Annotated in this window: 13 protein-coding genes; 7 read left to right on the top strand and 6 right to left on the bottom strand. The window is 65.3% G+C overall.

Annotated features, from left to right (window positions below):
* Window positions 1–19 precede the first annotated feature (19 nt).
* Window positions 20–724: an MspA family porin gene (locus GII31_RS17675; protein WP_260840077.1), complete on the top strand. Its 705-nt coding sequence runs from the start codon at window positions 20–22 to the stop codon at window positions 722–724.
* Between the two features lie 675 nt (window positions 725–1399).
* On the opposite strand, the gene GII31_RS17670 is transcribed toward GII31_RS17675, so the two are convergent.
* The gene (locus GII31_RS17670) at window positions 1400–2365 is read right to left on the bottom strand and encodes a hypothetical protein (protein WP_213244678.1); all 966 of its coding nucleotides are present in this window, start codon (window positions 2363–2365) and stop codon (window positions 1400–1402) included.
* Between the two features lie 428 nt (window positions 2366–2793).
* Here GII31_RS17670 and GII31_RS17665 point away from each other — a divergent pair, with 428 nt between their 5' ends.
* The 3 genes from GII31_RS17665 (at window position 2794) to GII31_RS17655 (ending at window position 4585) form a co-directional block, all read left to right on the top strand.
* On the top strand, window positions 2794–3744 hold the full coding sequence (locus tag GII31_RS17665) for an NADPH:quinone oxidoreductase family protein (protein WP_213244677.1): 951 nt from the start codon (window positions 2794–2796) through the stop codon (window positions 3742–3744).
* A gap of 209 nt (window positions 3745–3953) precedes the next feature.
* Window positions 3954–4196, top strand: a complete 243-nt coding sequence (locus tag GII31_RS17660) for a type II toxin-antitoxin system Phd/YefM family antitoxin (protein WP_213244676.1) — start codon at window positions 3954–3956, stop codon at window positions 4194–4196.
* Window positions 4193–4585 (top strand): type II toxin-antitoxin system VapC family toxin, encoded by a 393-nt coding sequence (locus tag GII31_RS17655; RefSeq protein ID WP_213244675.1) that lies wholly within the window; start codon window positions 4193–4195, stop codon window positions 4583–4585. The genes GII31_RS17660 and GII31_RS17655 overlap by 4 nt, the downstream gene beginning before the upstream one ends.
* A 24-nt stretch (window positions 4586–4609) precedes the next feature.
* Here the strand turns inward: GII31_RS17655 and GII31_RS17650 are convergent, their stop codons facing one another.
* From GII31_RS17650 to GII31_RS17630, 5 genes are all read right to left on the bottom strand, one after another.
* Window positions 4610–5929 carry an alpha/beta hydrolase domain-containing protein gene (locus GII31_RS17650; RefSeq protein ID WP_260840076.1) on the bottom strand — a complete coding sequence of 440 codons (1320 nt, stop codon included), beginning with the start codon at window positions 5927–5929 and terminating at the stop codon, window positions 4610–4612.
* Window positions 5930–6009: 80 nt separating this feature from the next.
* Window positions 6010–6414 carry a carboxymuconolactone decarboxylase family protein gene (locus GII31_RS17645; protein WP_213244673.1) on the bottom strand — a complete coding sequence of 135 codons (405 nt, stop codon included), beginning with the start codon at window positions 6412–6414 and terminating at the stop codon, window positions 6010–6012.
* Window positions 6411–7289, bottom strand: a complete 879-nt coding sequence (locus GII31_RS17640) for an NAD(P)-dependent oxidoreductase (protein ID WP_213244672.1) — start codon at window positions 7287–7289, stop codon at window positions 6411–6413. The genes GII31_RS17645 and GII31_RS17640 overlap by 4 nt, the downstream gene beginning before the upstream one ends.
* Window positions 7286–8020: an SDR family oxidoreductase gene (locus GII31_RS17635; RefSeq protein ID WP_213244671.1), complete on the bottom strand. Its 735-nt coding sequence runs from the start codon at window positions 8018–8020 to the stop codon at window positions 7286–7288. Before GII31_RS17635 ends, GII31_RS17640 begins: the two co-directional genes overlap by 4 nt.
* A 241-nt stretch (window positions 8021–8261) precedes the next feature.
* Window positions 8262–9728 carry an aldehyde dehydrogenase gene (locus GII31_RS17630; RefSeq protein WP_213244670.1) on the bottom strand — a complete coding sequence of 489 codons (1467 nt, stop codon included), beginning with the start codon at window positions 9726–9728 and terminating at the stop codon, window positions 8262–8264.
* A 64-nt stretch (window positions 9729–9792) separates the two neighbouring features.
* Here GII31_RS17630 and GII31_RS17625 point away from each other — a divergent pair, with 64 nt between their 5' ends.
* The 3 genes from GII31_RS17625 to GII31_RS17615 are packed head-to-tail and all read left to right on the top strand — an operon-like array spanning window position 9793 to window position 12402.
* Window positions 9793–10380 (top strand): TetR/AcrR family transcriptional regulator, encoded by a 588-nt coding sequence (locus GII31_RS17625; protein ID WP_213244669.1) that lies wholly within the window; start codon window positions 9793–9795, stop codon window positions 10378–10380.
* The gene (locus tag GII31_RS17620; RefSeq protein WP_213244668.1) at window positions 10377–11618 is read left to right on the top strand and encodes a cytochrome P450; all 1242 of its coding nucleotides are present in this window, start codon (window positions 10377–10379) and stop codon (window positions 11616–11618) included. The genes GII31_RS17625 and GII31_RS17620 overlap by 4 nt, the downstream gene beginning before the upstream one ends.
* 1 nt (window position 11619) lies before the next feature.
* Window positions 11620–12402 carry an SDR family oxidoreductase gene (locus tag GII31_RS17615; protein WP_213244667.1) on the top strand — a complete coding sequence of 261 codons (783 nt, stop codon included), beginning with the start codon at window positions 11620–11622 and terminating at the stop codon, window positions 12400–12402.
* The last annotated feature ends 32 nt before the right edge of the window (window positions 12403–12434 follow it).

Here is a 12434-nt window from a genome sequence, read left to right as displayed (position 1 = left end):
CACTCCACGAAGGGGAATCATGAGCAAGACCATCACGCGCCGCGTGGTCGCCGGAGTCAGCCTCGCCGCTGTCTCCGCGTTCGGCCTGAGCGCCCTCGGCGCCGGTGGCGCCGTCGCCGGCAAGGTGCCGGGCACCACCGCCACCAAGAAGCTCGTCGACGGCACCCCCGTCAAGATCGACCTGTTCGATCAGAACGTCCGCTACAAGAACACCATCGTCGAGTCCTTCAACCTGACCCGCGAGGTGTGGGTGTCGGGCAAGGTTCGCGTCACTGTCGGCGGTAAGGCCGAGGGTGGCAGCATTGCAGCTGGCTACATCATCGGTTGCCAGGTAGCCATTGGCATTGACTCGACGGCTGACGTTAGCGGTGATGTGTCAGGAACCCTGGCACCGTCTTCCAATGGTGCAACATTGACAACCGGGGGCGGCATCGACACCCCCGGAGACAGCGGCGTTCCCCCAACGGCTTCGGCGAACCTGTCCCTCGGTCCCGGTCAGGCCGGTTACGTGCCGATCATCCAGGAGGCCGATGACGACGACGATGCCGTCAACTCCTTCAGGTTCAAGGGTAAGAAGGGTGGCGCCGCGTTCAAGGACGAGTCCTTCAAGGTCACCGGCTGTGGAGGCTTTGCCGAGGGCAAGGCCAAGGTCAAGGTTACCGTCAACACCGAGGCCGTCAAGGGTGTTGTCAGCATCTACGGCAAGCCGTTCAGCCTCGGCTGATTGAGCAGAAACCGGTAGGCCGGTAAGGGCGGGTGTTCATAACAAGCGGACCCCGCCCTTATCGCTTCCGGCACCAGATCCGCTGGGCACCGATCCGGCGCATGTGCGATGCGGGCATCCGAGTTCCGCACGTCACCACCACATGAATGGAGAAGTCACATGGTAGGCAAAGATCTTCTCTGGCAATTCGAAAATACGCTGGTTTTCGACCTCGTCACCGGCAGCTCCGATGGGGGCACCGAGTGGGGCAGCAGCTAAGCGGGCTTGCTTCCGCTCCCAGCGCATCGTCAATCTTCATTTGCGGGCACGCAATAACTATACGATCATGAAAGGAATCCGAAATGGCACAGTTCGGTAATACCTTCGAATCCCTCCTCGTCAACCTGTTCGACGATGGCTCCTCGGGACAGAGCAGCGACGGCCAGTCCTCGAGCCCGACCACTCCGACGACGCCCGCTTAGCAGTAGCTGGCACGGCATCGACGAGAACCGCCCCGCCATATGCGGGGCGGTTTTCGTAGGAGGAGTGCCGATACTCTCCGCTGAAATAGCATCTGCCCGCTGTTGTTTCAGCGGCTTCTTGGTATCTCGTTGAGACTGGGCCGCGACCGTAGCGAGTAGGTGCTGGTGCTGGCAGATGGCATAGGCGGCGTATTCGGCCGGCAGTCGATGTACGTCAGTCGAAGACATCGGCGAGGACGGTGGCGGTGGCCGCGCGGGTTGCCCACGTTTCGAGTTGGTCGGGGTCCTGGCATCGGGTGATGCGCTCACGTACGGAGTCATCGACGTCGATGCCACGGGCGTGCAACACCGCCAGTACCATCCGGGCCTGGTAGGCGAAGCCCTGTTGCATCCCCTGTTGCATCCCTTGCTGGATCCCTTGCTGCATCCCTTGTTGCATGCCTTGTTGCATGCCTTGCCGCATACCTGTGGCGAGCCCTTCCTTGGTGGCTTCGGCCCTGATTTTGTCGATGAGTTCTCGGCCCCAGTCGGTGTCTGCGACCCAGGCGTGTGCTTGCGTGGTCATGATCATTCCCAGTCGTTGTCGGGCGGCTTCGGGTAAGACGGTCTGGCTGATCGCAGCGTACATCCGATGGTGAGGGATGTCAGGGGCGAAAACGGCGGGAAGTGCGTCGATGACGTCCGGGTTGTCGGGGTGGGTCATCGCCGAAAGCACGGCCAACTCGGGAGACGCCCGGGTGGTCGCGGCGTCGGTGATCGCCGGTATCTGTTCGGGACCCAGGACTGTGGGAGCGAACAGTCCGGTGCCGGTGTCGATTGGTGTGGCTGCCCATCGCGCGGTGCCGGTGTCCGGGCAGATGACCAGCAGGTATACCTTGCTTCGGAGTCTGCTGCGCAGTGCGCTGGCGTAGAGGGGCCAACTGAATCGCTTGCTGTCGTCGGGGCGGCGCTGGACTTCGATGACGATTCCGGCGACCATGTGGTGCTCGTCGTCGCGTAGCACGATGACGGCATCGGCAAGTAGTTGTTTGGATACCGGCGTAGTCAGGTCGCTGTCACCGATGGCGGCACTCTGGTGATTCGGGACCGAGACATCGGCGATGGCGGTGAGCAACTCGACTCCGAATTCTGCCCTGTTGCGGATGAGGTCCAGTGGCGCTTCGTGTTCGGGTGCGGGCATAGTAAGACGGTAGGGCCTGATCCGGTGTTCGATCAGTCGCGGACGGTTCGCCTTGCGACTTTGGGGACAACCCCTCTGTTGTGGACCAACCGCTTGGATACCTCGGCCGCCTTGTCGTAGTGGAGAACTATGTCTTCAAGTGTGGTTTCGGTTCGGCATGAGGCGATCGTCGAGTCGATTCGGTCGCGTCCGGGGTTTGCGGAGGATATGCCCACCGGCATCGCCGATATTTCTGTACCCAATACGATTCGGCGATGTTGGCCTCTGCCGCCCTGGGGGTGCGGTGCCGTCCGAGTGCGCCGACGCCGTTGTCGCGGTGAGTGATAGGGGCGGCAGTTGCCGCCTCCTTGTGACTTGAATTCCGATTCAGGTAAGGTGTCGCCATCGGCGCGGGACTCGCCGCGCCCCGCCGGAAGGGTGACAGGCACATGCGCGCGATCCACATCAGCAGACTCGACGGTCCGGAGGCGATGGAGGTCGTCGACGTCCCCGCGCCTGTCGATGACAGCAAAGTGCTCATCGACGTCAAGGCTGCCGGTGTCGCATTCCCGGAGCTGCTGCAAACGCGCGGGCTCTACCAGGTGAAACCGCCGCTGCCGTTTATTCCGGGCGCCGAGGTGGCCGGTGTGGTGGTGTCGGCGCCCGAAGGCTCGGGGCTGGTGACCGGTGACAAGGTCTGCGCACTTCCACTGATCGGTGGATTCGCCGAACGGGTTGTGGCACAGCCGGATATGGCGTTCAAGTTGCCCGACTCCGTATCGTTCGAGCAGGGTGCGGCGTTCATGTTCAACTACGGCACCAGTTACTTCGCGCTCATCGAACGCGGACATCTCGCCGAAGGTGACACCGTGCTGGTTCACGGCGCGGCCGGCGGAATCGGCACCAGCGCCATCCAGGTGGCCAAGGCGTTCGGCGCGGGCCGGGTCATCGGTGTGGTCTCCACCGACGAGAAGGGCGCCATCGCGCTGGAGGCCGGTGCCGACGAGTACGTGCTCGCCGACGGATTCAAGGATGCCGTGGGCAAGAACGTCGACATCGTCGTCGACCCGGTGGGCGGCGACCGCTTCACCGATTCGCTGCGCACCCTCCGCGAACACGGCCGGTTGCTGGTCATCGGTTTCACGGCGGGGCAGATTCCGACCGTTGCCGTGAATCGTCTGCTGCTCAACAACATCTCGGTCACCGGCGTGGGCTGGGGTGCGTTCTGCCTGCCGCGCCCCGGGCACATCGCGGGCGAGTGGGCGGCGATGCTGCCGCATCTGGCCGGCGGTGCGCTCAGACCGGTCCCGGGACCGGCCTTTCCGCTGGCGCGGGCCGCGGAGGCGGTGCAGTGCCTGGAATCCCGTTCGGCCACCGGCAAAGTGGTCCTGACTCTCTGACCCTCCTGCCGCCATCGTCCACCGGTACTGTCGGACGATGGCCTGAGGGTTGCCGGGTCGGCTACGGCGGCGGCGCCGGATGGCTGGTCTCGGAGCCATGAGCGCCGCCGAGCCGCCCCGCCATCGGTGGCTTCTGCACGTGGACCTCGACCAGTTTCAGGTGGCCGACGATCGTCGCGACAGGGGACTAACTTAGCTAACATGTGTTCATGGAGCAGTACAACGTGCACGACGCGAAGTCTCAATTGTCGCGGATCCTTGAGCGGGTGGAGAACGGCGAAGATGTGGTGATCAGCCGGGCCGGCGTCCCCGTCGCGAAGGTCGTCCGGTACCGGCGGCGCGCGGCACGTACCAGCAGGGGTGAGTTGGCGGGGAAGATAACCTACTCGTCCGACTGGGATTCGGATGAGGTGAACGCCCGAATTGCGGCAGACTTCGAGGGCAAAGGGTGACGGCGCCGAAGGGTGACCGACTCCTGCTCGATACCCACATCGTCCTGTGGTGGCTGACAGATTCCGATGAACTGACCGATGCGGTGAAATCCGCCATCGACAATGAGCCCGAGGTCTACCTCAGCGCGGCCTCGGTGTGGGAAGTTGCTATCAAACAGCAGATCGGAAAGTTGCGATCCGACCGGAATCTTGGTGCGACGCTGGAACAATGCGATCTTCAGCCATTGCCGATCTCGCTGCGACACGTGCGTGCGGTCGGCGAGCTACCACTCATCCACCGCGACCCGTTTGATCGCATACTCCTCGCACAAGCCCGTACCGAGGGTCTGACCCTGTTGACCAGGGATCCGATCGTGGCGTCCTATGGTGGTGCGGTCATCGTGGTGTGACGCGAACGGGGTTGTCACCGTCGGCTACTCGGGGATGAGGTCGGGGCGGGCGTCGGCGAGGAGTTCATCGCGATCGTCGGCGAGGGCGAACCCCGCGGTGATCGCGGCGTCGGTGTGGGCTCGGTAGGCGACGAGATACGCCTGGCGGGAACCGTAGCGGGCATGCAGCGTGTCGCCGGGGATCGAGCCGGTGGAACCGAACAGCATGCAGATGCGAGAAGGCGCGTCCGGTACGATCCCGGACAGAACCTGCGTGGGCGCCTCCACACACGGGGTGCGGACACCGCCCCGGGCATTGCCCAGCTCGTCGACGTCGAAGAACGGTTCGGCCGTCTCCACGCCCAACAGGGTGGTGACCACCGACAGCGGCGGCGCCACCGGCGGAGCCGTACCCTCGTGCACCCAGGAGTTCAGGTGGCGCAACGCCGCCCGCAACACGAAACGCTGCTGGCCCCGGTTCACCGGCTGAGGACAGCCCAGATACTCCTCGAACGGACCCACCTGATGCAGGTCGGCGTGCGCCGAACCGGCCACCTCCCAGGTGCGTACGGTCCCCGAATCCCGCTGGCGGGCCAGATGAAAGCGAAAATCGGTGAGCAGATCGGTCTCGGTCTGCACGGTGAACACCGGAACCGGAACGGAGCCGTCGATGGGAGTCGGCGCGCCCCGGAAGGTCGCGGCGATATCGGCGGCACCGCCCACCGGACCCAACGGCAGACCGGCCAGCGCGCGCGAATGAATCAGAAACCCGTCGAAGATGCCGTGCTGGGCGGCAAAGGTGTTGACGTAGGTGGTCAGAGCCATCGCAGACTGCGACTCGCCGATCGCCAGCACCTTCTCGACGGACAAACCGGCCAGCGGGGTGCCGGTGCGCAGAGCGCCGGCAATGGCGGCGAACATGGTGTGACAGTAGGCATCACCCGGGTGATGCAGAGAACCGTAACGATCCGGGTCCTTCGTCGCCAGACTGTCGCCGCCGATGCCCACCGACCCCGAACCGCCCTCGACGCCGACGAACTGCGCCGACACCCCGACCCACACGTACCCGCCGCGTACCAACTCCGGTGCCACATAGGTGTACTCGGCCGGGGTGTCGTTGCCACTGCTCACATTCAGCCACTCCACCACCACAGTGCCGTTGAACCTCGCGCCGTCCGCCGGCCGGCGCACCAGGATCCGCGTGGTGAACTCCGCGGCCGGAACCGGCCCGTCCGATGCCACGCCCTCCACTGAGCCCGACACCGCGTACTCGGTTTCGGTGTAGCCGGCGGCCGCGAGGTCGGGCCCGGGCACGGCACTGAGCAACGAGCACCCGTTGCCCCCGGACAGCGGTGCGAATTTCATTGTTCTCCTTGGGATTTACTGACGGTGGTCAGGTTACCCCTCGCCGGTTGTGGTACCCCGCACCTCAACCGGCGAGCGGGCTATTCGGCGGCCTTGGCCTGCTGCTTCTGGTAGTTCTTGATCACCTTGCCGAACATGAAATGCATCTTGGTGCCCAACGGCCAGCCGACGTAATAGCAGAGGAACAGCGAGATCTCCTCCAATTGCTGAGGGGTCAGCTCACCGTTGGTCAGCGCCGCACCAGCCTGGATCTCGGCGACGTCCTCCTGGCCCGCGGCCGCCAACGCACCGAGCAGCAACAGCCGGCGGTCCCGATTGGTCAAACCCTCACGTGTCCACACCGTGCCGAACACCTGATCACAGGTGTGGGCGAAGAAGTCGCCCGGGCCGTCGGACATCTCCCAGCCGTACACCTCCGACATCTTGGCCAGACCCCGCCTGCGGAGTTCGGTCTGCTCCGGTGAATCCACCGATTCGGTTGTCATGCTGATTCTCCTTCGATATGCGGGACGCCGATCGCGGCGGCGAAATCACGCAACGCGATCTCGCCGAGCGGCAGATCGACACCCAGTTCCCGGCCCAGATCCAGGGCCAGCGACAGGTCCTTTTCGCCCAATGTTCGCACCGGCGCGAAGATGCCGTACCAGAAATCATCGGATTCGATCGGAGCCGTGGTCTCGCGCAACATGATCGATCCCGCACCGCCGGTGATGGCATCGGTGTGCCGAACCACCTTGCCCAGCTTGGCGATGTCGATGCCGGCGGCCTCGGCCAGCCGCGACGCCTCCGCGGTGGCGGTGAACGCGATGAAATGCAGCAGGTTACGGGCCAGCTTCATCCGGGTACCGGCACCCACCTCGTCACCGGCATGGATCAGCATCTCGGCGGTCAGCTTGTAGGGCTCCTTGAGCCGGGTGTACGCCTCGCGCGGACCGCCCACCATGACCGCCAGCCGGCCCGATTGGGCGGCGACCGCACCCCCTGAGATGGGGGCGTCCAGGACGACGACGCCCTTCTCCGCGGCCTCGGCCGCCAGATCGATCGCAGTCCGCGGACTGATCGTCGAATGGATCGCGATGATCGTGCCCGGAGCGGCGGTCGACAGCAGACCGCCCTCACCCGACACCACCTGGACCACCTGCGCGTCGTTGAGAACACAGATGCCGATGATGTCGGCTCTCGCCCCGAGATCGGCAAGCGAATCCGCCGCGGCCGCACCGGCGTCCACGAGCGTGGCGACGGCCTTTTCGGACAGATCGAAGACGGTCATCGCGCCTTCCCACTTGGCCAGGCTCGTCGCCATCGGCCCGCCGATATTGCCCAGACCCACATAGCCCAGACGAATCGTGTTCCCACTCATGCCCGGTACACCTGACCGCCGTCGACGTTGAACACCTGTCCGGTGATCCAGGACGCCTCATCGGAGAGCAGGAACTTGAGCATCCCCACGTGATCCTCGGCCTTGCCGAACCGCTTGATCGGCAGCGCCTTGACCATGTCCTTCACCATCTCCTCGGGGGTGGTGGTGCGGGTGGCCTCGGTGTCGGTGGGGCCCGGGGCGATCGCGTTGACGCGGATCCTGTTGCCGCCCAGCTCTTGGGACAACTGGAAGGTCAGATTGTTGATACCGGCCTTGGCCAGGCCGTAGAAGCCGCTGTAAAGCCAGGCGGCGGTGGAGGACTGGTTGACGATGGCGCCGCCCTCGGTCATCTTCGGATACACCGCGCGGGTCACATTCAGCGCGCCGTCGAGGTTGACCGACATGAACTTCTTGTAGTAATCCCACGGCACGGTGATCAGGAAGTCGAGCTTCATACCGCCGTAGATCGCCGCGTTGTTCACCAGGCCGTGCACCGGGCCCGACTCGGCCGCGAACTCGGCCAGTGCCAGTGCTGAATCCGGATCGGCGACATCGGTGTGGATGTAGCGGCCACCGATGTCGGCGGCCACCTTCTCGCCGGCCTCGTCGTTGAGGTCGGCGATCACCACGGCGGCCCCCTCCTCGGCCAGGCCGCGGGCGTACGCCTCGCCGATACCACCGGCGGCGCCGGTCACGATGATGTTCTTGCCGTCAAAACGTCCGGAACTCATGGGATTCTTCTTTCTTCGTTGACTATCGGTGGTTGATGTTTCGGGTTTCGTCGCGCGACTGGGGCTTTGGTGGCCGGTTGCCGACATTGTCGTCTCACCGGGTTTCGAGGGTCCTCGCCTGGCGGCTCGTCGCACCTCAACCGGCGGAAAACGGGCTCCTCCTTGCCGGTTGAGGTGCGAAACCGGGATTCTGCCGGTTGAGGTGCGAGCCTGCGAGCCTCGAAACCCGGTGACCAGAGGGTCAGACGGGCCGGGCGACGGCCTTGATCTCCAGGTATTCCTCGAAGCCCCGGACACCCATCTCGCGGCCGATGCCCGATGCCTTGTAGCCGCCGAACGGTACGTCGGCCGCGTACCAGATGCCGCCGTTGATGCCCATGGTGCCGGTGCGCACCCCGTCGACGACCTTGTTGATGCGGGTCTCGTCGGTGCCGTACACCATGCCCGACAGGCCGTAGGGGGAGTCGTTGGCGATGCGGATGGCGTCGTCGTCGCCGTCGTGGGCGATGACCACCAGGACGGGTCCGAAGATCTCCTCCTGGGCCACCCGCGCCGAGTTGTCCAGACCCGAGATGAGGGTTGGCTCGACGTAGAAGCCCTTGTCCTTGTCGGCGGGGCGTCCGCCGCCGACCTCGATGGTGCCGCCTTCCTCGACGGCCAGCCTGATGTACGACTCGACGCGTTCGCGCTGGGTCGCCGAGATCAGTGGGCCGCAGATGGTTCCGGGATTCGTCGGGTCGTTGGCGGCGAGTCCGGCCATCGCGTCACCGGTGGCCTTGATGGCGTCGGCGAGTTTCGCACGGGGCACCACCAGCCGGGTGGTGATGGCGCAGCCCTGGCCGGCGTGGGTGACCACGGCGAAAGCGGCCATCGCGCAGGCGGAGCCGAGGTCGGCGTCGTCCAGGACGATGAACGCCGACTTGCCGCCCAACTCCAGGAACACCTTCTTGAGCGATTCGGCGGCGGCGGCCATCACCTTGCGGCCGGTGGCGGTGGAGCCGGTGAACGAGACGATATCGACACGCGGGTCCGACGAGAGTTGCGCGCCCACGGCGTGATCGGAGGAGGTGACGATGTTGATGACGCCGGGCGGGAAGTCGGTTTCCTCGGCGATCACCTTGCCGACGAGTGCCGCGCACCACGGGGTGTCCGGGGCTGGTTTGAGCACCACGGTGCAGCCGGCGGCCAGGGCCGGGCCGATCTTGGCGAAGTTGATCTGGTGCGGGAAGTTCCACGGGGTGATCGCACCGACCACGCCCACGGCTTCCGATCGCAGTTCGCGGTGGTTCTTGATGCCCATCGGTGTGGCTTCGCCCAGGTCCTGGGTCCAGGCATGGCTTTCGGCGAGGTCGGCGAAGTAGCCGAGATCGGTGATGGGGCCTTCGAGTTGCGGGCCATGGGTGAGGAAGACCGGGCAGCCCACCTCGGCGACGGTGAGTTCGCGCAGTTCGTCGGCGTGGGCGAGCAGGGCGTCGCGCAGCTGGCGCAGGCAGCGGGCCCGCAGCGCATGGTCGCGGGACCAGTCGGTGGTGTCAAAGGCGTTGCGGGCAGCGGCTATCGCGCTGTCCATATCGGCGGCGGTGGCATCGGCGGCCTTGCCGATGACCTCTTCCGAGGCGGGGTTGACGATGTCGAAGGTGCCACCGGATCCGGGGACGAGTTTGCCGTCGATCAGCAGATCGGATGCAACCGCGGGGCGAAGTGTCATGAACTGGAACCCTATCTGGACAGGTGTCTGGACTCACGTTCAAACCTAGTGTAGTGTGCCTCACATGTCCAGCCCCGTGTCCCAGGAAAGTACGCGTCGCCGACTCTCCGCTCAGCAGGCCGAGACCGTCGCCAAGCTGACCGACGCCGCCGTCGACGTGCTCAATACGGAGGGGTTCGACGGGCTGACCGTGCGGATGGTGGCCAAACGCGCCGGGGTTGCGCCGGCCACCGCGTACACGTACTTCTCGTCCAAGAGTCACCTTGTGGCCGAGGTATTCTGGCGCAGGCTCGCCGACGGTGTGCAGGCTCCCGATCCGGGCCTCGACCCCGTCGATCGCGTCGCGGGCGTGCTCCGCGCGGTATCGCTGGTGGTGGCGGGGGAGGGGCAGCTCGGCGGCGCGGTCACCGTCGCCCTGCTGGGTACCGACCCTGATGTCGAACACCTGCGCTGGCGGATCGGCGGCTTCATCCGCGTCCGCCTCGCCGAGGCCGTCGGGGTCGACCCGGAAAATCCCGGCCCTCTGGTCGACGCCCTGGAGATGCTGTACGCCGGCGGCCTGGTCCACGCCGGGATGGGCCATCTGAGCTACGAACAGACTTCCGAACGACTTGTCGCCGCAGCCCGAATGATCATGGAGAACCAGCAATGACCGATACGGCCACCCGTGCGGGAATGGAACATCTCATTCCGTTCGATCCGTACTCCTACGACTTTCACGAGGACCCGTACCCCACCTACGCCCGGCTGCGCGCCGAGGCGCCCGTGTACTACAACGCCACCCAGGATTTCTGGGCGCTGTCCCGGCATAAGGACGTGCGCAACGCATTTCGCGACACCGTCCGGCTGTCCAACAGCTGGGGCGTGTCGATGGACCCGTCGTCGTACGGACCCAACGCTCATCTGGCGATGTCGTTCCTGGCGATGGACGATCCCAAGCACATGCGTATCCGCAAGCTGGTGTCCAAGGGATTCACCCCGCGCCGCGTCAACGAACTCGGCGCGCGTATCCGGGAACTGACCGCCCAGCATTGGCAGGTCTGCCTCGACAAGGGCGAGTTCGACTACGTCGGCGACTTCGCCGGTCTGCTGCCGATGGATGTGGTGTCCGAACTGCTCGGCGTGCCCGAATCCGATCGCGCGCACCTGCGCGCACAGTCCGACGCGCTGGTGCACCGTGACGAAGGCGTGCTCGACGTTCCCGAGTCTGCCGTGTTCGCCTACCTCGAATTGCACCGCTACTACGCCGCCCTGATCGCCGAGCGGCGCAAGAATCCGGGGCAGGACATGGTCTCGGCGCTGCTGGGTGCCGAGATCCTCGACGACGCGACCGGTGAGAAGAGCTCGCTTTCGGACGACGAACTGATCGGCTTCATGATCCTGATGATCGTGGCCGGCAACGAGACCACCACCAAGCTGCTCGCCAACGCCGTCTACTGGGCCGCCCGCAATCCTGATCAGCTCGCGCGGGTGCTGGCCGACCCGGAACTGGTCCCGGACTGGACCGAAGAGACCCTGCGATACGACAATTCGAGCCAGATGGTGCTGCGCAAGGTGCTGTCAGACGCGGAGTTCGGCGGTATCACCATCCCCGAGGGCGACAGGGTCCTGCTGCTGATCGGCTCGGCCAACCGCGATGCCGACGTGTTCGGGCCCGACGTGGACAAGTACGTCATCGGCCGCGACAACGGACAGAACCTGATGAGTTTCGGTATCGGAACCCACTTCTGCCTCGGCTCCCACCTGGCCCGCCTCGAAGGCAACATCGGCCTCGCGCAGGTGATCGGCACCGTGAAGAACTACGACATCGACTTCGACCGGGCCGTCCGGGTGCATTCGGTGAATGTGCGCGGATTCGCCGAACTTCCGATGAAAGTGCAGGCACGCTGACATGGCATTCATCCCACATCCCGAACGACGCCCCGTCCTGGTGGCCGGTGCCTCCTCCGGAATCGGCGCGGCGACAGCCGAATGGCTCGCCGCGGCTGGACATCCGGTGGCCCTGACCGCGCGGCGCGTCGACAAACTGCAGCAGCTGGCCGACAAGATCACCGCTGCCGGCGGCGAGGCGGTGGCCGTGCCCCTGGACGTGACCGACGAACAGTCCGTGCTCGACTGCGTCGCCAAGGCCGAAGCGGCACTGGGTGCTCTGGAAGTGGTGGTCTCCGGTGCCGGCGATCTTGCGGTCGGGCGCTCCTACGAAACCCCGGTGGAACAGTTCACCGACCAGATCAACATCCACCTCAACGGTGCCTACCGCCTGTACCGCGCGGTGGTGCCCGGCATGATCGAGCGCACCCGAGGCGACTTCGTGTTCATCGGCTCCGACGTCACTCAGCGTCCGCGCACCTTCTCCTCGGCATACGTGGCCGCAAAATCCGGCATCGACGGCCTCGTCGCCACCGTGCAGATGGAACTCGAAGGCACCGGTGTACGCGCGGGCCTCGTGCGTCCCGGCCAGACCCTCACCGGCATGGGCATGGATCTGGACCAGAAGACCACCGAGGACATGCTCAACGACTGGATCAAGTTCGGCAACGCGCGGCACGGCAACTTCCTCTCGCCCGAACACATCGCCCAGGCGATCGCCGGAATGATCGCGATGCCCCGCGGGGCGCACATGCGCATCGTGGAGGTCGAAGCCGAGGGCGCCGTGCCGAAAACGAAGCACTGACCATGATCCCGCATCGGCCGGCGACCGGATGC

It is taken from the genome of Gordonia pseudamarae (assembly GCF_025273675.1).
Classification (GTDB): domain Bacteria; phylum Actinomycetota; class Actinomycetes; order Mycobacteriales; family Mycobacteriaceae; genus Gordonia; species Gordonia pseudamarae.
Note: the sequence above shows the minus strand (reverse complement) of the source record. Positions and strands in the feature narration are given on the sequence as shown.

Coding starts and splice junctions, on each gene's coding strand:
- GII31_RS17675 (WP_260840077.1), top strand. CDS start 20: ATGAGCAAGACCATCACGCGCCGCGTGGTCGCCGGAGTCAGCCTCGCC.
- GII31_RS17670 (WP_213244678.1), bottom strand. CDS start 2,365: ATGCCCGCACCCGAACACGAAGCGCCACTGGACCTCATCCGCAACAGG.
- GII31_RS17665 (WP_213244677.1), top strand. CDS start 2,794: ATGCGCGCGATCCACATCAGCAGACTCGACGGTCCGGAGGCGATGGAG.
- GII31_RS17660 (WP_213244676.1), top strand. CDS start 3,954: ATGGAGCAGTACAACGTGCACGACGCGAAGTCTCAATTGTCGCGGATC.
- GII31_RS17650 (WP_260840076.1), bottom strand. CDS start 5,929: ATGAAATTCGCACCGCTGTCCGGGGGCAACGGGTGCTCGTTGCTCAGT.
- GII31_RS17645 (WP_213244673.1), bottom strand. CDS start 6,414: ATGACAACCGAATCGGTGGATTCACCGGAGCAGACCGAACTCCGCAGG.
- GII31_RS17640 (WP_213244672.1), bottom strand. CDS start 7,289: ATGAGTGGGAACACGATTCGTCTGGGCTATGTGGGTCTGGGCAATATC.
- GII31_RS17635 (WP_213244671.1), bottom strand. CDS start 8,020: ATGAGTTCCGGACGTTTTGACGGCAAGAACATCATCGTGACCGGCGCC.
- GII31_RS17630 (WP_213244670.1), bottom strand. CDS start 9,728: ATGACACTTCGCCCCGCGGTTGCATCCGATCTGCTGATCGACGGCAAA.
- GII31_RS17625 (WP_213244669.1), top strand. CDS start 9,793: ATGTCCAGCCCCGTGTCCCAGGAAAGTACGCGTCGCCGACTCTCCGCT.
- GII31_RS17620 (WP_213244668.1), top strand. CDS start 10,377: ATGACCGATACGGCCACCCGTGCGGGAATGGAACATCTCATTCCGTTC.
- GII31_RS17615 (WP_213244667.1), top strand. CDS start 11,620: ATGGCATTCATCCCACATCCCGAACGACGCCCCGTCCTGGTGGCCGGT.